This window comes from Pseudomonas sp. 15A4, assembly GCF_016925575.1.
In the GTDB taxonomy this organism is placed as follows: Bacteria; Pseudomonadota; Gammaproteobacteria; order Pseudomonadales; family Pseudomonadaceae; genus Aquipseudomonas.
In genome coordinates, this window is record NZ_CP068986.1 from 1991241 (window position 1) to 2009946 (window position 18706).

The window sequence follows — 18706 nt, forward strand, 5'->3', positions numbered from 1 at the left end:
ATTCCTTGGTAGCGAAGGTTTAGTTTCAGCGCTTCTAAGTTAAAACATCGGAGTGATTGTGTGTACTGTCATAAATGACAGTACTCAATACCATTTCGCGATGAATATACAAGCTGCTGGAAGAATCCTGTCATATGCGCACAGCGAACGTTCATCCTTGCGCGTCCGCCTTCTCGGTCTGCACAAAAAAGCCCCCGAAAACCCTCTGCGGATGGGGAATACGCAGAGGATTGACGGGGGCTAGTATTACGGGGTGAAGCGGTATTAACGCGCGATGGTCTGGGTCTTCACGCCGGCTTCGATGCCTGGGGTGGAGCGGCCGTAGACGTCTTCGAAACGTTCGATGTCATCTTCGCCCAGGTAGCTGCCCGACTGGACTTCGATGATTTCCAACGGGATCTTGCCCGGGTTGCGCAGACGGTGAACCGAAGCAATCGGGATGTAAGTCGACTGGTTCTCGGTCAGCAGGAACACGTTGTCGTCGCAGGTGACCTGAGCGGTACCCGATACAACAATCCAGTGTTCAGCGCGGTGGTGGTGCATCTGCAGCGACAGGCTGGCGCCCGGCTTGACGGAGATGCGCTTGACCTGGAAACGGCCGCCCATGTCCACGGAGTCGTACGAGCCCCACGGGCGATAGACTTCGAGGTGGTTCTGGGTTTCGCTGCGGCCTTGCTCGTTCAGCGTGTTGACCAGTTGCTTGACGCCCTGAACCTTGTCTTTGTGCACGATCATCATGGCGTCTTTGGTTTCGACGACAACGATGTTGTCCAGACCGATCACGGTCACCAGTTTGCCGTTGCCCTGAATCATGCAGTTGCGGCTGTCCTGAATAACGACATCGCCTTTGGCAACGTTGCCGTTCTCGTCTTTGGCGTGCACGTCCCACAGGGACGACCAGCAGCCGACATCGCTCCAGCCCGCATCAAGCGGTACGACGCACGCGCGCTGGGTTTTTTCCATGACGGCGTAGTCGATGGAGTTGTCCGGGCAGCAGGCAAAGCTTGCCTCGTCCAGGGAGATGCTGTCGCCTTCGTGTTTGCTGCGCTCAAGGGTCAGCAGGCAGTTGTCGTAGATGTCCGGATCGTGCTTTTTCAGCTCTTCCAGATAACGGCTGGCGCGGAACAGGAACATGCCGCTGTTCCAGTAGTAACCGCCGGCCTGGACGAATTCCTGGGCGCGTTGTTCATCAGGCTTTTCAACGAACTGCTGCACGCGGCTGACGCCTTCTGGCAGCAGGGCATCGGCGGTGGACTTAATGTAGCCGTAGCCGGTTTCAGGCTTGGTCGCCGGAATACCGAACAGCACCATTTCGCCGCGTTCTGCAGCGACGGTGGCCAGGGCCAGTGCGCGTTGCAGGGCTTTCTGATCGTCGATCACGTGGTCGGCTGGCAGTACCAGCATCAGCTCGTCGCGACCTTCATTGGCCAGCATCATCGCGGCGATGGCGACAGCAGGCGCGGTGTTGCGACCAAACGGTTCCATGATCACGGCCTGAGTTTCCAGACCCAATGCACCGAGCTGCTCGGTGACGATGAAGCGGTGGTCCTTGTTGCACACCACAACCGGGTGCTGCATGCCGTCAAACTGCAGACGCTCGACGGTTTGTTGGAACAGGGTGTGTTCGCCGGTCAGCGCTAGGAACTGTTTTGGAAACTGTTTACGCGAAAGAGGCCAGAGTCGGGAACCGCTACCACCTGACAAGATCACTGGAATCATTTTGTTTCTCCGTTAAGCAAAAATCGTTCGAATGGGCTGTAGGTCTTTTCGGTCTTTCTGGTTTTTGTCTTGCATCGCTCGGCATCCTCTTGGCTGTCTGCTTGCTCCGCAGTGCCTGACGCCGAACGCTTAATTCCGTAAATCCGTGGCTGCGCGCGGTTGATCACGCGCGCTGCCGGCGGCCTCTCGGCCAGATTCAACGCTTACTGAGTGCCCGTCGGGCGTTTGACCCAGACTGGCGACAAGCTGCTGCCGCTGCCGGTGACGTAGAGAACGGCGGCTTCACCGCGCTCCAGTGCAACCGGCTTCAGGTCGGCCACTTTCTTGTCGCCGTCGAACAGCGCGAAGCTGACTTTGACCGGGTTGATTTCACGCTCGCCGGTGCCCTTGGCAGACACAGCCTTGACCACGTCGGTCTTGCCGTCAGCGGTTTTCAGGGTCAGCGACTTGTCACTCAGGTTCTGTACGCGAACCAGGGACTTCTGCTTGTTCTTGAACGGAGGCTCTTCAACCAGCTGCGGCGCGCCCGAAGTGTTGTTGACGATGGTGTAGTAGTGGTCGCTGGCCAGTTTCACCGGCAGGGACTGGCTGCCGACTTTGGCGGTGTAGTCGCCCTGTGGCATGAAGCCGAAGTCACTGCTGGCCAATGGGCCGATTTCGTTGAGGCTGGTGTTGCCAACGCTGGCGGAGATTTCGCTGCTGCTGGCGTTGTAAACACGCACGAAGGTCGAGCCTTTTGGTGCGGTCGGGCCATACAGCGCGGCGTCGCCACCGGCGAATGCGGAAAGGGATACGAAGCCCAGGCTCGCGGCCAGCACGCAGGTTTTCAGCAGGTTGGTTTTGCTCGAACGAACTGGCATTGGGTTCTGCGAAGTCATAGTCAAAGAGTCCTCTCAGTTTTGCGCCCGGGTGGGCGACTTGGAGTTGTTGGCGTTGTCCGCCAGATTCTGTTGGGGGTCACGGGCCTTTTTGAGTTCAGCGATCCACTGTGGGTCGAACTCGGTCAGGTCGTTGTGAGCGGGCAGGTAGCGTTCCGGGAATTCCCAGATCAGCACCTGCGGCGGGCTGCTTTTGAAGGCGTCGGTCTGCAGATACTTGAGCATCGGCAGGATCGGGCCATGGCCGTCTTCGGCGTAATTCACGACGTCTGCGTGCAGGGCCTGTTTGAGCGCACCGGCGAAGTTCCAGTTCGGGTTGGCGCTGTAGCTGGTGCCGACCAGACCCACCGCAACCGAGTTGTCCGCGAACAGGGCATCACCGCTTTCGGCGTCAGCCTGGGCCGGGTTGGTGCTGCGCTGCTGCAGGTCATCCGGCTTGGGCAACAGGTTGGTGAACAGCGGGTCCAGCGGCAGGAAGTTGGTCAGATCGCCCTTGTAGGGTTCGGTCGACTTGGCTTCGGTGACGAAGTTCTGCGGTTCAACGTTCAGCGGCACTTGCTTGCTGATCACGTCCCCCAACTGCTGGGCGACGATTTCCGCGCCCATTGGCGTCCAGTGAGTGTCGGTGCGCAGGAATACCTGGCCCTTCTCCTTGGCGCTTTGCAGCGGCGTCAGCAGATCAGGGGCAAGGATGCCGGCCTGATTCACCTGGGCGTGGAACTGCTGGTACAGATCGGTGTGCAGCGTGGCCGGTTTGTTGTCACCGACGTGCTCGGGGTACAGACGGGTCTTGGCCGGAACAATCGCCAGCACCAGTTGCGTGCCTTGCTTTTTCAGGGTGTCACGCACGCCCTGAATGATCGCCAGGTTGTCGGCTTCGTTCTGCTCGCTGTTGGCAACGGCGTCGAACTCTTCGTCGGTGTACAGCCACTGGTCTTTGCCCAGGATCACGCCCGGACGACCTTCGTTGAACACCTTGTAGTCCAGCGCCGCCCAGAGGTTGGTGCCCAGGCGCTTGATCGGGAATTCTTCGTCGTAGTGGGTTTCCACCGCTTTGGTCCAGTGGCCATTGAGCACGGTGGTTTCTTTCGACGTCGAGAAACCGACGAAGCTGCGCAGCGACCACAGGCCCAGCACCAGCAGAATTGCCAGGAACAGGAAGATGTAGAGGAAACGTAATGAACGGGTCATGTCAGGCTCCTCAGAACTGGAAGTAAAGGAACGGCGAGAAACTGGCCGCCGAGAGTTTCAGGATCGATGCAACGAACATCAGCAGGATCAGGGCGCGCATGACATAGCGCGACCAGTCGACGGTCCAGTAGGCAGGCTGAACCTGCGCTTCGGTGCCGACGATGTAACCCGGTTGATGAATGCTGCCTGGCTTGTCGCCCGGCACGGCCTTGATCAGGCCTGGCTCGGCAGCGGCAGGGCCATCGGCCTGCACGGCTTTGTCAGTCGGCTTGGCCGGGGCGCGGTTGCGGTAGAAGTCACGCAGGCCGAAGAAGGCCAGAGTGATGTACGCCACGACCAGGGTTGCCACTTGCAGGCCGGTGAGGCTGGCACGGTTGAGTTCCGACAGACCGAGATCGCCGAAGCTGAACATGGCGCCATACATACGAGCGGCTACGTGCAGGTTTTCCGAGCGGAAGATGACCCAGCCCATGACCACCAGCAGGAAGGTGAACGCCCAGCGAACGACGTTGAACGTGCGCGGTGCCGTGTTCAGGCCGATGGCCTTCTCGATCGCCAGCCACACACCGTGCCAGGCACCCCAGACGATGTAAGTGATGTTGGCGCCGTGCCACAGACCGCCCAGCAACATGGTCAGGAACAGGTTGCGGTAGGTCGCGACCTTGCCGCCACGGTTGCCGCCCAGCGTGATGTACAGATAGTCACGCAGCCAGGTCGAGAGGCTGATGTGCCAGCGACGCCAGAACTCGGTGATCGACTGACTGATGTAAGGCTGTTTGAAGTTTTCCATGAAGCGGAAACCCATCATCAGACCCAGGCCGATGGCCATGTCGCTGTAGCCGGAGAAGTCGAAGTACAACTGAGCGGTGTACGCCAGCGCGCCAAGCCATGCGTCACCCGTCGTCGGATTCTGGAGGGCGAAGCAATGATCGGCGACCACTGCCAGCGTGTCGGCAATGAAGACTTTCTTGATGAAACCCTGCATGAACCGCGTGCAGCCTTCGGAGAACTTGTCGAGGGTGTGCGTGCGGTTGTTGAACTGATCGACCAGGTCGCGGAAGCGCAATACCGGGCCTGCAATCAGGTGCGGGAAGATCGCCACGAACGCTGCAAAGTCGATGAGGTTGCGCGTTGCCGGCGTGTCGCCACGGTAGACGTCGATGATGTAGCTGATGGACTCGAAGATGTAGAACGAGATCCCGATCGGCAGCAACACGTGGGTGAGGATGAACGGCTCAAGGCCGATCGACGTCATCATTGCGTTGATGCTGTCCACGCCGAAGTTGGCGTACTTGAAGTAGCCAAGAATGCCCAGGTCGACCACCACGCCGAGCAGCAGCCAGCGCTGTGCGGGTTTGGTTCTGACCCCGGCGGCACCTACGCGCAGGCCGATCCAGTAGTTCCACAGCGTCACACCTGCGAACAGTGCCAGGAAATCCACTCGCCACCACGCGTAGAACACGTAGCTGGCGACCAGCAGCAGCAGGTTGCGATAGCGTTGCCCGCTCAGGTAGTACAAGCCGAGAAACACCGGCAAGAACAGGAACAGGAACACGTTGGATGAGAAAACCATCCTTTATCTCTCCATTTGTCCAACATCAAGGGCCGAAGCCCCCCAAACCCCCCACGAAAAATGGAGGGGTGAAACATGTTCGGTTTAACCCGGAACTACCCTGTGGGAGCGAGCCTGCTCGCGAATAAATGGGTGCCTCTCAAGGCCCCTTCGCGAGCAAGCTCGCTCCCACTTCAGCCTCTGCTGCTCTTACGAACCACCCTTGTCGCCCTTGTCACCCTTGTCGTGCGTTGGGTCATAAGTGCGGGTCAGGTCGCCGCCGAGGCGGAAGTTCTTGAACGGTTGCATCTTGTGTTTCTGCTCAAGGACATCCGGGCCGCAGTCGTACAGCGAGCAGTACGGTTCAAGCCAGGCGAATTTCATGTCGGTTTTCAGGTCCGTCATGTCCTGCTTTTCGCCATCGCGGGCGGCGAATTCACTGCCTGAGTTCTTCACGCCAGCCAGCACGCGATCACCCAGACGCTTGAGGGCCCCGTTGTTTTCCTGACGCAGATCGACACCGTTGGCCTGGGCGAAACTCGCGATCATGGCCAAAGGCGGAAGTGCGTAGTTGTGGTACGCCAGCGCACGCTGTTTGCGCTTCAGTTCGTTCGGCAGGAACCCTTGCGGATCGACCTGATTGGCGCCGATCTTGAATTCCTTCACCGCCCAATCGAACAGGTCCTGGCGATTGGTCGCGACTGCCGTGGACATCACGGCCCAGGCCGCCCAGTACGAGTGGTTGTTAGTCTTGTCGAGCGGCAGATTGTTCCAGTCGCTGACGACGTGATCCGCCAATTTGCTGAACCAGGCTTCGATCACCTGCGCTTCCTGCTGGCGGGTGGCCAAAGGATGCGATTCGGAGAACTTCAGGCGCAGGTAGGCGGACGACATGCTGCCCAGTGCCCATTTGCGCATCGACTTGCCGGTGTGGTTGAAGTCGGTGGATTCCAGCGCATCGGCTTTGGCCCAGGTGGTCAGCATGTTGAGCGCGCAATCGAGCTGCTCCGGACGACCGTCGCGCATGTACTGCATCACCACTTTGCTGGTGGCGCGCTCCATGCTCGTGATGTCTTTGGTCGCGTCACGGAAGGCCTGGTCCGAAACCATGTTCAGCGTGGCGCGGGCCTTGTCCGAGCCTTCGTATTTGCTGCGAAACTGCAGCGGGCCGGTATAGGGTTGCGGGATCGAGTCACAGCTGAACTTGCCCTGGCCCGTCTTGAATTTCTCGACACCTTCGTAGTAGCCCTGCGGCGGCACGAGTGTCGACGCAGCGCTGGCGCCTGTGGCGAACAGCGCCGAAGACATCATCGCCAGCGACAGAAGGGTAGGGAGCATCAGTTTTGGAGTGTGCATAAGAGCCTCATAACCCGGCTTGCGCGGTTTGATGCGCGACATTCGGGAACACGTTGCGTTTGCATACTTTCGCTTCGACCTGCTGTGGCGCAGTGCCCGCTTCGGGACCCTGCACTTCCAGTGCGAGCAATTGCTGGTCAGCCCAGTCCTTGTCGTCGCGCAGTTCGAAGGAGAAGCGCCCGTCGGTTTCAGATGTTTCAGGTTTTTCGATCTTCAAGTCTTCATGGCGACCGTTCATGTACCAGAGGCGCGCCTGAAGGGTTTTCACCGAGTTGTCGGCGAACTTGATGTCGATCTGATTACTGCCGTTGCGCACATCCTTGATGCCGTTTTTGCCGTTGACCAGCAACTCGTTGATCCCTGGTTTAAGGGTGGTGCTGGCGCTCATGACCGCCGGTTTGCCTTCACAGCCGTTGTCCAGCAGCGACATCATCTGGCGATAGATGGTCTCCTGGTCCAGGCGGTAAAGCGGCGAAAATTCCCAGATGAGAATCTTCGGTGGGTGTTTCTGGAAGTCTTCGCTGCCCAGGTACTGCAGCATCGAACCTTCAAGGCCGCCGCCCGGGAAGGCGACGTTCAGCACATCAGCACCAATGTATTCCTGCAAAAAGCCGGAGAAGTTGTAGTTCTTCCCGCTGTGACTGGTACCGACCAGCGTGATTTCCGGGTTACCGGAGTCACCAAACAGGTCGCCGTCGGCGGCTTCGCCTTTGGGTTCCGTCTCGAACTGGTCCATGTACTGGATGGCATAGCTCGTGCCGCACAATTGACCGGCCATATTGTGAAGAGTGCCCTTCTTGCCCATGCGACCTGACAAGTGGGTCTCGAATTCCCGGCGCGGAACGCCTGCAAAAGCCTGCATCTTCTTCACGGAGTCAGCGACGATTTTTGCTGTGCGCTGAGCGCCATACGGCGTCCAGTGCTGGTCACCGCGGAAGTAGAAATCGTGGGCCTGTTGCTCGTTGGTCAACGGCGACAGGTCCGGCACGGTGTAGCCCATTTTTGCGAAACGGCCGAGCATGGCCTGGTAGTTGCGCAGCGCAGTGTTGTAGTCGAACTTGTCACGCTCAGCCGGGAACAGCTTGTTGCGATCAACCAGCCCGCGGGTCGGCTGATACACGACCACCAGCTCCACACCCTTGCTCTTGAAGGCATCGTGCAGCATTTGCATGCGGCGATAGCCTTCAGGCGTGGTGTCGAATTCGGTGCGCAGATCTTCACGGGTCCGGAACAGCCAGTCGCCCTGCGCCTGGACCAGGGTGGTGAAGTTTTGCTGATAACGGCTGACGTAGTTCTTCTCGTCATGTGCCTCAGGGCACAGGCTGCAGCAAGGCTCGGCCGTGAAGCTCGGGGCAGTGGTGTCCGCTGCATACGCGCCATTGCTGGCGGCGAACAGTGCAGCGGTCAGGCCCGAGAGGCTGAGCAGTTTGATCAAATGTGCGTGCATAGAAATATCTTCCTCAGTCCCGGAGTTGTTTCTGGCTTTCGACCGGGTCGATCAACACGGCTTTCTGTTGGCGCACCAGCAGATCGAGGATTTCGTCCTGACGTTCGCCCAGTACACCGTTGAAGCTGATCCCGCTGGATTTGGTCGGTGCAAGCATCGAGACCTTGTACAGCTCGACACTCAGAGGCGAGTCGATGGACAGGGGGCCTGAACCGTTGGAGGTCAGTTCGCCACCGACGAGGACCAGCGAGACTTCAGCATCGAACGGGTCGAGCTTGATGTCGCGGTCAGTGTCCGACAGGTCCTTGATGTGGCCGTAGACGCCCATCAACCCGTTACCGATGGCCAGGTTGTCGTACAGCTTGATGTTGGTGCTGTTGCGAACCCGGATGCCGTGACGCTTGTTGGCGAACACACGATTGCCCCACAGCAGGTTGTCGGCACTTTCATACAGGGTGATGCCGTCGGTGTGGTTGCGGTAAATCTCGTTGTATGCCACCAGATTGTTCACGCTGTTACGGTCTAGGACGATGCCGGACAGGTGGTTGTCGTAGGTTTTGTTGTTGATGATGAAGCTGTCGTTCACCTCACGGGAGACGATGATCCCGTGCTTCTTCTTGGTCCCGTACACCGTGTTTTCGGCAATGATCAGACCGTGGGAACGGTCATGGGGGTCGATGCCATAAATGATGTTGTCGTGGTAGGTGCTGCCCTTGACCACGAAGTCGCGGGTTTCATAGCAGTAGAAGCCGTACCACATGTCCGAGAATTCAGAATTCACGATCCAGCCGGTTGGCTCGGCGCGGTTCATCTGAGCCTTCATGTTCGGCGTGTACTGGGAAATACTGATGCCGTACGACTTGCTGTTGTTGTAACCCAGGCTCGCCACTTTGGTGTTGAACATGTAGGTCTGGGTGCCGCCCCAGGACAGCAGAAACGGACGGAATTCCTTCGGCGCCTTGAACGTCGACGGCCCGTTGGCTTTCTCGCTCCAGCCGGTCAGCTTGGTATCGGACATGAACAGCAGATTGTCGTTGACCAGAAACGCACCGGCGTCCTGAGACAGGCGCAATTCGGTGGTCTTCTTGTCAACTTCCAGGATGCCGTTCTTGCCGACGACGATCGGCAGACGCGCCAGAAACACGCCCGGCGAGGTTTCGCTCAGGTACTGCTTAGGCACCTTCTTCGCCAGTTCCTGCAGGGTCATGTAGCCGTCTTCGATGAAGATCGCCTGTGGGATCCCGTGCTGACGGGCTACCCATTCGGCCATCTTGTTGTCACCGCCAACGAACTCCTTCAGCGAGTCTTCCAGCATCATGCGTTTGATCGCGACCTTGCCCGGTTTGCTGCGCACGATCTTCTTTTGCATGGCCTGCAGGGTGTAACCCGACAGGTCAGGCAGCTTTGGTTTGTCCATCAACAGTGGCTCGACGGGCGGGCTGCTGATGGAGTAGGTCTTGGCCTCATGCAGGCCTTTGACCACTTCTTCCTTGGTGTCGGTCGGATGCGCCGCAGGGGCGGGGACCGGCAGCGGGCTATTGGCCATGGCCGCAGTGCTGGCGAGCAGCAAGGCGCTGCTCAGCACAGCGCTTTCCAGCAGGGCATACGGCCATGCCCGGTGACGCAATCTGCTTGCTTGACTGTTCATCTCATTGCACTCCTATCGCGGCTTGCATCAGAAGCGCCAGATGACGTCGACGATGGCGCGGTGCATGTAATCGTCCACACCGCTGTGATACGCATCGCCCGGTTTGAACACGCCCGCACGCAGACGAATCAGCGCCGATGGCTCGTCGAACGATTGGCTCACCGCAGCCGGTAGCAGGCCTTGCTTGAAGTACTTGGTGACGACAAGGTCCATTTCCTGGCCCAGGTCCTTACGGCCGTCTTCGAGCGGCAGTGAGGCAAAAGTACTGACGCCATCGGCGTCGACATTTTCCTGAGCAGGGTTCACACCCGCGCCGCCGATACCCGAGTGGCCGTCAACGCGACGGAACTTGTGGTAGATCAGCGAGGCGTCGTATTCGTCCTGCATCTGCCAAGAAGCGAACAGCGAGCCGGACTCTACGTTGGCCATTTCGCCCTGGAACGCTTCGCCGAAGCGATGCACGCGCGAGCGGGTACCAGTCCAGTTGGAGCGGTTGCTTTCAAGCCCGTTCTGCTCGTAGTTCTTGCTGGCGCGGGAGTAGGCGCCGCCCACCTGCCACATCGGGTCCAGTCGGAAACGCAGGCCCAGGTCAGTCGCCCAGCCGTTGACGTTTTCGTTGTTCTTGTCACCTGCCACGTACTGATCGCCAACAGGGTCGTAAGTGGTGCCGATGCGGTCACGATCGCCGGTCAGCCAGGTCAGGCTGCCCCAATAGTTGACGGTGTTCAGGTTGCGATAGTTGTACGCATCGCTATTGGCCTGCAGACCCAGCCAGGTCAGGTCGCCACGGGTGGTCTTGTCCAGATCGTCGATGGCTTCGCCCTGACTTTTCAGGCTGCCGCCGTCATGACTGTGGTGAGCACGAATGCCTGCCCATTGTCCTGGCGTCCACTGGTACTCCACGTCGCCATAAAGGTGCGAGCGATCTTTGTCCTGCGCCGACAGATCGGTCAGGTCGGTGCGGTATTCACTGAAACGCTGTGCGGCACCCACTTCTGCCTTGAGCAGGGTGGTGTCGAAGGTCCAGTTCACCGCTTCGATGTTGACGTCGTGCCACTGGCCATCGTCATTACGCAGGCGCTGACGACCGACTTTGAGTATCTCGCCAGGGTAGGGCGTGAAACCGCTATAGCCGATCCAGAACTCACGCAGCGCAGCGTAACTGTCGTCAACCTTGCGGCTGTTTGAGGTGCTGCGCGAACGCTGAGCGCTCTGACCGTTTGAGTCAGTGACCTGCTGATCCAGCGGGTCGGTCTGAATGGTGTCGGTCGCGGTGACGACCTGGCCCATCGCGTAACCGCTCCAGTTGCCCCACTCGCCATATGCCCACGGGCGCAGATCCAGACCGACACCGTTGACGTCGCCACCGCTGCGGGTGCCGAGGTCACGGTCGTCTTCCATCTGGCCCGTCGCTTTGACTTCGATGCCGAAATTCTGAGTGTCGGTCAGGGCCGCCAGTGTCGGCGTGGCCCAGATCAGGGAGAAGCCCAGACCGAATCCGGCCGCCATCAGAGGGTTCAACTTAAGCTTCATAGAGGTGCGTCCCCGCCGTCTTTTTCTTCTTGCAGTGTCTGCAAGGCCAACGCGTTTTGAGCGGTTGTGCCGCGGACCTGCTGTTCTCGCTGGAGAAGGCTCTGCGCCTGGGCGCGCTTCTCAGGCGGCAATTGTTCGTTCAGTTGTTGCGCAAGATCCGTCGCTTGCGGCGTGCCTTGAGCCAGTGCCAGTTGGCCGAAGACCCATGCGTTGACCGGATCAGGCTTGATACCTTTGCCTTGCGAGAACAACTGCGCGAGGGCGAAGTCGGCGCTGTTCTGGCCACCGCGTGCGGAGGTCAGCAGTTGGTCGACAGCTTTCTGCGGGTCTGGATGGCCCAGATAACCCCGACGATAAAGCTGACCCAGGTAGTAATGCGCGGAGATTTGCGTCGCAGCCGCCTTGGTCAGGTGCTCTTCGGCTTTCTTCGCATCCGGCAAGACCAGCTTGCCTTCGTAATACAGTTTGCCCAGCAGCAACTCGGCGCGCGGTTGATCCGCAGCACGGCCGTTGTCCAGGTATTCCATCATCTTGTTGACGTCACCCAGTTCGGGGAAGTCGTACAGCAATTGCGCCAAGCTGACCCACGAAGCGGGGTAACCGGGGGCAACTTTCTCCAGCAGCGACTGCGCGGTCTTTTCGTCCGGCTTGCCGAGGGTCGAATCTGCCAGCACGCGAGCGACGCTGTCGACCCGCATGGCAGGCACGCTGCCCATGGCGTAGCCGCTTTGCATTTGCTCGATCAGCGCAGCCTGTTTGTCGGCTTCGCCGCGCTTCTGGTAGACCGTCGCCAGCTCGGTGTAGCAAACGTCAGTGGTGCGCAGCGCTTGCTTGCAGATGCTTTCGACTTCACCCAGATGCTGGTCGTAGGTCCCTTGGGTGCGATACAGCAGCACCTGGGCCAGACCCGCTTCCGGATAACCGCCAGCGCGCCATTCGTTGATCTTCTGCTGCGCGTTCACGTTAGGGAACGTGTGCGGGTATTGCAGATAGAGCATCGCCAGGGGAATCAGCGTGCCGGCTTCGCCATTGGCGAAGGCCTTCTTCAACAAGCCCTCGGCTTCACGTTGCTCGGCTTCGGTGGAGTTCGGCTTGACCGCCAGCAACTTGCCCAGGCGCGATTGCGCCCGTGGCGAAGTGGCCGCTGCAGCGCGATACGTCGCCTCGGCCTGCTTGATCAGCTCCGGATCGCGGGTACCCACCTGGATATCCGCGAGGCCGACCTGTGCATCGCTATAGCCCAGGTCCGCCAGTTGCCGATAGTTTTGCTCCGCCATCGCGGTGTCGCCGCGTTTCAGGGCTTCGTTTGCCAGGCGCTGATCGGGCAGGCCGGCACAGCCGCCCAAACCGATAGCGATCGCCAGGCTCAACAATGTAGGGGCTGACAAGCTTCGTAGTGGGCTAGCCATGTTTAGAAACCTGCCGCCGTGGCTTTATCGATCAACCAGTTCAGCGACGGGCCACGAGTGCTCACCACTTCAACCGGGCGACCGGCCAGGTTGCTGTTGATGGCTTCATCAGGCTGGATCTGAACGCGGATGTCGGAAGACAGGTCAGCAGGGCTCAGGGCCGTGGCGCTGACGATCTTGCCGCTGTGGTCGCCGTCTTCGCCAGCGACCTGGAAGGTCACGCGAGCGCCCGGCTGTACATCGGCGAACTGACGGTAGGTAAAGCGAGCATCGACATTGGCGGCGACGTTGCGCGGGACCATCTGGAAGATCACCTGACCTTTGCTCGCGTACTGACCGTCGGCGACCAGTTGCTTGGCCACGACGCAATCGCATGGGCTGGTCATGGTGCCGGCCAGTTGACGACCGAACAGCTCTTCGATTTTGGCCGGCTGCATTTCGTCCGGGTCCAGGTTGCCTTTCAACATGTCCAGCATGCTGGTGTTGAAAGTCGCCAGCGGAGCACCTTTGGCGACGTTGCCGTTCGGAGCGACCAGGCTGGTCACGGTGCCTTCGCGGGGCATCGTCACATCCAGGCTCGGCACGCTGACCAGGCCAGACGTGGAGTGGCTGACGAAATACATGCCGTAGACCGATTTGGCGACGAAGCCGAAAGCAATCAAACCGACGGCGAAGATACCGACGCTGAAGGTCACGGCGCGCAGACGACCGAAAGCGCTCAGGCCGCTGCCGCTGTCCTTGGATTTGCGTGCCTTGGTGAAGTTGTCGCGCTGCAGGGTCGCAAGCACTTCACCCATGCTGATGAGATCGCCCGACAGGTGCGACGTGATCAGGTGACGCAGGGTCGAGATGTCCTGGGTATCCAGATTCTGGAACTGGCAGCCGACACGGCCGGTGCTCGAATCGATCGTGCGGACCTGCAGGGCCACGTCCATTGCCAGACCGAGGTTATCGATCAGGAACTGCAGGCGACCCTTGATGACCTCACCGACGCTTGGGCGCAGGTTGGCAGGAGCAACAAAGCTCAGACCGCCTGCAGAAAGGTCTTCGACACGCACCAGCGGAGCGTTCGGCTGACCATTGAGCAGTCGCAGTTTGGCCGGGATCTTGACCCGTGCGTGCTGACGCTGGGCTTCGGATTCATGTACGACATTGGCATTCACGGCTGTATTCATGGTGGTAATTCCTGATTAATCGAGTTGATCCATTGTTTCGGTCAGAGGCCCGGTCAGACCATTGTCAGCAGCACGGCAACGAAGATGCTGCCAGCCGAGAAAGTCATGGTCCGCGACGACCAGGTGTTGAACCAACCCTGGAAGCTGGCCATGTCGCGGCTCAGTTTTGTGTCCTGGCGGGTCCAGGACTGTCGGTCCAGACGGAAGAAGACGTAGATCTTCATCAGTGCGCCGACGATCTGGTTGTAATAGAGAATCATCGGATAGGCAGGACCGATCTTGTGTCCGCTGCAAGACAGCAGGAGCGTCAGGATCAGACGGGTGATGCCGATCCACAGCAGGTACGCCAGCAGGTATTCGATACCGAATTTCAGGCTCGCCAGCATGGCGACGGTCAGGCCGAGGATCGACGTCCACATCGACACGCGCTGATCGAACAGCACGATGCTGGTGAAGACGCCGAGACGACCAACGCCAAGACCCAACGCGCGGGAGTTCTGTCGAAGGTTGTTGCCGTACCAGCGGTACATCAGCTTGCGGCTGGCCTTCAGGAAGCTTTTTCCGGCGGGTGCTCAACCGTGTTGATCGCGGCATCCGGCACGTAGAACGTGTCGTAGCCAAGGCGCATCAGGCTGAACCAGCTGGATTTGTCGTCGCCGGTCAGGAACTTGAAGCGGCCCAGACGCCAGTGCTGCAGCGAGTCGCTTTCCACGTCGGCGATAAACGCCGGGTCCGTCACCACGGTGGCGCGGAACACCGACATACGGCCGGTCATGGTCAGCACGCGCTTGGACAGCGCCATCGAGCACATGTTGATGTGGCGCTGAGCGAAACGCAGCTTGTGCCACTCGCTCATGATGTAGCCGCCACGTACTTCACAGAACTCGTTGGTGGTCAGGCCGCCGACGTTGCCGAACAGCTGGAACCACGGCACGGTTTTCTGCACCACGCCCTCAGCCAGAACGGTGTCGCCGTCGATCACCGCAACCACGGCGCGGTCGTCCGGCATGTGGCGGGAGATGGCGCGGAAACCGAACGCCAGACCGTCACGCTTGCCGGTACCGGCGATGCGCACGAAGTCGAGCTTGACGTGCTCCGGCGGGTTGTACTTGGCCCACAGTGCCTTGACCAGCAGCTCGTCGGACATTTCCACCAGGGAGCACACGATGGTGGTCGGGAAGCCGCAGTTGATGGCTTCGCGGATCACCGAGCTGTACACCTGAGCGGTGGTCAGCGCATCGATACGAAAGCTGGTGACCATCAGGAACACGTGGGACGGATCGGCTGCCTTGCCCAGCTTGCGCACTTTACGGCGCAGGTGCGGGTAGACGATGTACAGGAAGATCATGCCGCGCACGAAGTGCGTTGCGCCCATCGAGTAGCGCCAGATGCCGACGATACCGATCAGGAAAATGAAATCTTTGGAATGCGAGTCAAACAGCGATGCAGGCAGCGCCATGGCAATGGCAGCCAGCAAAGTTAGATAAAACAGCCAACCTGCGGCCTGGAGGAAGCCGTGCTTCAGCCTTTGCATAGTGTGTATCCCTAAGTCAGTTGCAACCTCAAGCCGCAAGCTTCAAACCTCCCGTCGCAGGCGCTGACGCCCGGGACGGGAGGGATGAAGCCTGAAACTTGCAGCTCGTGGCTTGCAGCTCGCTGTGTGTTACCAGCAGATACCTTCGATTTGACCGTTTTCGGTGGTGGTGCCTTTCATGAAGCCCACCAGGTCAATGACACGCTTGCCGGCTGGCGCGTTGTTGGCGAGTGCACGGAAGCGCTCGTCGCGGTTACCCAGGATGATCACGTCGGAGTTGTTGATGACCGCGTCGAAGTCCGAGTTCAGCAGGGACGAAACGTGCGGGATCTTGGACTCGATGTAGTCTTTGTTGGCGCCGTGAACGCGAGCGTATTCGACGTTGCTGTCGAAGATGCTCAGGTCGTAGCCCTTGCCGATCAGCATTTCTGCCAGCTCGACCAGTGGGCTTTCGCGCAGGTCATCGGTGCCGGCCTTGAAGCTCAGACCCAGCAGGGCAACCTTGCGAGTGTTGCTGGCAGCAACGATGTCGAAAGCGTTCTGAACCTGGGAAACGTTGCTGCGCATCAGGGAGTTGAGCAGGGAGCTTCAACGTCCAGGGTGCTGGCGCGGTAGGTCAGGGCGCGGACGTCCTTCGGCAGGCAGGAACCGCCGAAAGCGAAGCCTGGGCGCATGTAGTACTGCGACAGGTTCAGAGCCTTGTCCTGGCAGACCACGTCCATCACTTCACGGCCGTCGACACCGACTGCCTTGGCGATGTTGCCGATTTCGTTGGCGAAGGTGACCTTGGTCGCGTGCCATACGTTGCAGGTGTACTTGATCATCTCGGCAACGGCGATGTCCTTGCGGATGATCGGTGCGTCGAGTTCTTCGTACAGGGACTGCAGAACGTCACCGGACGCTTTGTCGAATTCGCCAATGACGGTCATCGGAGGATGGTCGTAGTCGGCGATCGCGGTGCTTTCACGCAGGAATTCAGGGTTGACCGCTACGCCGAAGTCGACGCCGGCTTTCTTGCCCGAGCAGTCTTCGAGGATAGGGATAACAACGTTTGCGACGGTGCCCGGCAGAACGGTGCTGCGCACGACGATGGTGTGACGGGTGCTCTTGTCACGCAGTACGAAGCCGATTTCGCGGCAGACGGACTCAATGAAGTCCAGCTCCAGATCGCCGTTCTTCTTGCTTGGCGTGCCGACGCAGATCATCGACAGGTCAGTGTCGCGAATGGCTTCGGAGAAATCGGTGGTGCCGCGCAGCTTGCCGGTCTTGATGCCGGTTTCCAGCAACTCGCCCAGACCTGGCTCAACGATTGGCGACTTGCCTTTGTTGATCAGGTCGATCTTGGCGGCGGAGATGTCCACGCCAACAACATCATGACCACGCGCCGAGAGGCAGCCTGCGCAGACTGCACCGACATAGCCCAAACCAAAGATGCTGATACGCATAGTAATCTCCTCGATGTTTACGCCATTAGTTGGCCGAATATAAAAACTGTCTTACAACTTTCGCGCACTCGTACGCACGGCAAATGAATGTCGCGTGACAAGCACAGGCAGAATTAAGGGGTGAGTTACCTATATGAAAGGCAAACCCGAATGTTACAGATCAAAAGTGTCGAGTGGCCCATACATATTTATATAGGTTCCCGATCTGGGATGTGGCAGGCACTCCAGCGGATGGTTTGCGCGTCATGCTCAGGCGGTCAAGGACAAGGCTTTTGGCCGTCTCCCGATGAATCAGCCCCGATTCACGACTGCGGGCACCCGAATGGTGCTAGCTCAATTCACTTCAACTAGTTTGGTGCGTGACTCCTTGTACGTACCACTTGACCCACGGGTCTAACTTCGTTGAGAAGCAACTTCCAGATCTGTCCATGTGCCATGTAAGAGATGTCCTACATGGGGGACGAGAATTGTTACGGGATGTAGGAGCGTGGGCATTCCCCATAAGTTCCGGGCCGCTCGTCCTCTTTTTGAGATTTTTCGTAACACTGAGCGGTTTCAGGCAGGTTCCGACGTGCCGGCGATCCTGGTCCGAGCCTTAGTTTGCAAGGCTTTCGTCGGTATGAAACTGGTAGTGACTAGCGTTCAATCAGCGGGGCGAAAATCTGCAAAAAAAGTTGTTAAATTTTTGAGAAAAAAAGAACGCGTTAGATTTTGACTTTTAGTTGGCGCCAATTAGTCGGCAGCACTACCGTTCGTCCGCGCAAACTGTAGGTTATGAACTAAGTTAGTGTGGGAATTTGCGAACAACGTCACTGTATTTCTTAGCTTCCGGTTGGATGGATGGACGCATTCGAATGATGGGATCACGGCATGCACACTAAAATGGTGACACTTGTGTCTTGGGAAGTGCACCGAAGTAGGGATTGAATGCCGTCGCGTTGCCCGTCATGAAGTGGAGACGGGCGACGCTGACTGGCGAACGTTCAGGGCGGTGCCGCTCAGGCGTCTTGCTCATCCCGCAGGAAAATAAGCTTGTCCGGAGAGGACTGCTCTTTGCTGTAGCGATAGCCGTGGGCATCGAACTGCATCAGGTCCTTGGGCGTGCTGATGCGCTCGGAAATCACGAAGCGAGCCATCATGCCCCGGGCCTTCTTGGCGTAGAAACTGATGATCTTGTACTGACCGTTTTTCTGGTCGCGGAACTCGGTTTCAATGACGCGGGCATTGAGTGCCGGACGCTTGACCGCTGAAAAGTATTCGTTCGACGCCAAGTTGAGCAGCACGTCGTCGCCTTGTTCTTTCAGCGCCTCGTTGAGCCATTCGCTGATGCGGTCGCCCCAGAATGCGTAAAGATCCTTGCCCCTTGCGTTCGCCAGCTTTGTACCCATTTCCAGCCGATAGGGTTGCATCAAGTCTAGAGGACGCAGCAGCCCATAAAGCCCGGACAACATACGCAGGTGCTTCTGAGCGTAAGTCAGCTCGGGTCCGCTCAGGGTGTCGGCGTCGAGTCCGGTGTAGACGTCACCCTTGAAGGCCAGCAGCGCCTGTTTGGCGTTTTCAGGCGTAAACGCTGGATTCCAGCTGCCGAAGCGGGCGGCGTTTAAGCCGGAGAGCTTGTCGGACAGGTGCATCAGCTCACCGATCTGTGCTGGCGTCAGGTCACGCAATTGGCTGATGAGTTCCTGGGAGTGATCCAGAAATTGCGGCTGGGTGTAGCGTTTGGTGGTGGGCGGCGTTTCGAAGTCGAGGGTTTTGGCTGGGGAAATCACCATCAGCATGGGCAGGGCTCCTTTGATCGTCGGGCGATTCTAGGGGTTGC

General features: G+C 58.9%; 11 protein-coding genes and 2 pseudogenes. All 13 read right to left on the bottom strand.

The genetic code is table 11. The features are described 5' to 3' along the window. Positions 1-264: 264 nt before the first annotated feature. The 13 genes and pseudogenes from JN403_RS08960 to yaaA all read right to left on the bottom strand — a co-directional run bounded on the left by JN403_RS08960 (position 265) and on the right by yaaA (position 18665). Positions 265-1719 (bottom strand): mannose-1-phosphate guanylyltransferase/mannose-6-phosphate isomerase, encoded by a 1455-nt coding sequence (locus JN403_RS08960; RefSeq protein ID WP_122535838.1) that lies wholly within the window; start codon positions 1717-1719, stop codon positions 265-267. Between the two features lie 203 nt (positions 1720-1922). Next, positions 1923-2579: an alginate O-acetyltransferase AlgF gene (locus JN403_RS08965; RefSeq protein ID WP_205487279.1), complete on the bottom strand. Its 657-nt coding sequence runs from the start codon at positions 2577-2579 to the stop codon at positions 1923-1925. Between the two features lie 33 nt (positions 2580-2612). Then, positions 2613-3788, bottom strand: a complete 1176-nt coding sequence (locus JN403_RS08970) for an alginate O-acetyltransferase (RefSeq protein ID WP_205486771.1) — start codon at positions 3786-3788, stop codon at positions 2613-2615. Between the two features lie 10 nt (positions 3789-3798). After that, complete coding sequence (locus JN403_RS08975; protein ID WP_205486772.1) at positions 3799-5361, bottom strand: MBOAT family protein; 1563 nt, start codon at positions 5359-5361, stop codon at positions 3799-3801. A 189-nt stretch (positions 5362-5550) separates the two neighbouring features. Continuing rightward, positions 5551-6696, bottom strand: a complete 1146-nt coding sequence (locus tag JN403_RS08980) for a mannuronate-specific alginate lyase (protein WP_122536133.1) — start codon at positions 6694-6696, stop codon at positions 5551-5553. Positions 6697-6703: 7 nt separating this feature from the next. Continuing rightward, on the bottom strand, positions 6704-8143 hold the full coding sequence (locus tag JN403_RS08985; RefSeq protein ID WP_108120673.1) for an alginate O-acetyltransferase: 1440 nt from the start codon (positions 8141-8143) through the stop codon (positions 6704-6706). 13 nt (positions 8144-8156) lie between these two features. Continuing rightward, positions 8157-9791 (bottom strand): mannuronan 5-epimerase AlgG, encoded by a 1635-nt coding sequence (algG, locus tag JN403_RS08990; protein ID WP_205486773.1) that lies wholly within the window; start codon positions 9789-9791, stop codon positions 8157-8159. Between the two features lie 27 nt (positions 9792-9818). Next, complete coding sequence (locus tag JN403_RS08995; protein WP_205486774.1) at positions 9819-11324, bottom strand: alginate export family protein; 1506 nt, start codon at positions 11322-11324, stop codon at positions 9819-9821. After that, complete coding sequence (gene algK, locus JN403_RS09000; RefSeq protein WP_122535844.1) at positions 11321-12733, bottom strand: alginate biosynthesis TPR repeat lipoprotein AlgK; 1413 nt, start codon at positions 12731-12733, stop codon at positions 11321-11323. The genes JN403_RS08995 and algK overlap by 4 nt, the downstream gene beginning before the upstream one ends. A gap of 2 nt (positions 12734-12735) precedes the next feature. Then, positions 12736-13908, bottom strand: a complete 1173-nt coding sequence (locus JN403_RS09005; RefSeq protein WP_122622542.1) for a PilZ domain-containing protein — start codon at positions 13906-13908, stop codon at positions 12736-12738. Between the two features lie 53 nt (positions 13909-13961). Further along, positions 13962-15442: pseudogene (gene alg8, locus JN403_RS09010) on the bottom strand (mannuronan synthase). A 129-nt stretch (positions 15443-15571) separates the two neighbouring features. Beyond that, a pseudogene (locus JN403_RS09015) lies at positions 15572-16887 on the bottom strand (nucleotide sugar dehydrogenase). Positions 16888-17885: 998 nt separating this feature from the next. Beyond that, complete coding sequence (gene yaaA / locus JN403_RS09020) at positions 17886-18665, bottom strand: peroxide stress protein YaaA (protein ID WP_205486775.1); 780 nt, start codon at positions 18663-18665, stop codon at positions 17886-17888. Between the last annotated feature and the right edge of the window lie 41 nt (positions 18666-18706).

What these genes read in the sequence shown, in the direction of transcription:
- JN403_RS08960 (WP_122535838.1), bottom strand. Translation starts at nt 1,719, where the DNA reads ATGATTCCAGTGATCTTGTCAGGTGGTAGCGGTTCCCGACTCTGGCCT.
- JN403_RS08985 (WP_108120673.1), bottom strand. Translation starts at nt 8,143, where the DNA reads ATGCACGCACATTTGATCAAACTGCTCAGCCTCTCGGGCCTGACCGCT.
- JN403_RS08980 (WP_122536133.1), bottom strand. Translation starts at nt 6,696, where the DNA reads ATGCACACTCCAAAACTGATGCTCCCTACCCTTCTGTCGCTGGCGATG.
- JN403_RS09005 (WP_122622542.1), bottom strand. Translation starts at nt 13,908, where the DNA reads ATGAATACAGCCGTGAATGCCAATGTCGTACATGAATCCGAAGCCCAG.
- yaaA (WP_205486775.1), bottom strand. Translation starts at nt 18,665, where the DNA reads ATGCTGATGGTGATTTCCCCAGCCAAAACCCTCGACTTCGAAACGCCG.
- JN403_RS08975 (WP_205486772.1), bottom strand. Translation starts at nt 5,361, where the DNA reads ATGGTTTTCTCATCCAACGTGTTCCTGTTCCTGTTCTTGCCGGTGTTT.
- JN403_RS08965 (WP_205487279.1), bottom strand. Translation starts at nt 2,579, where the DNA reads ATGCCAGTTCGTTCGAGCAAAACCAACCTGCTGAAAACCTGCGTGCTG.
- algG (WP_205486773.1), bottom strand. Translation starts at nt 9,791, where the DNA reads ATGAACAGTCAAGCAAGCAGATTGCGTCACCGGGCATGGCCGTATGCC.
- algK (WP_122535844.1), bottom strand. Translation starts at nt 12,733, where the DNA reads ATGGCTAGCCCACTACGAAGCTTGTCAGCCCCTACATTGTTGAGCCTG.
- JN403_RS08970 (WP_205486771.1), bottom strand. Translation starts at nt 3,788, where the DNA reads ATGACCCGTTCATTACGTTTCCTCTACATCTTCCTGTTCCTGGCAATT.
- JN403_RS08995 (WP_205486774.1), bottom strand. Translation starts at nt 11,324, where the DNA reads ATGAAGCTTAAGTTGAACCCTCTGATGGCGGCCGGATTCGGTCTGGGC.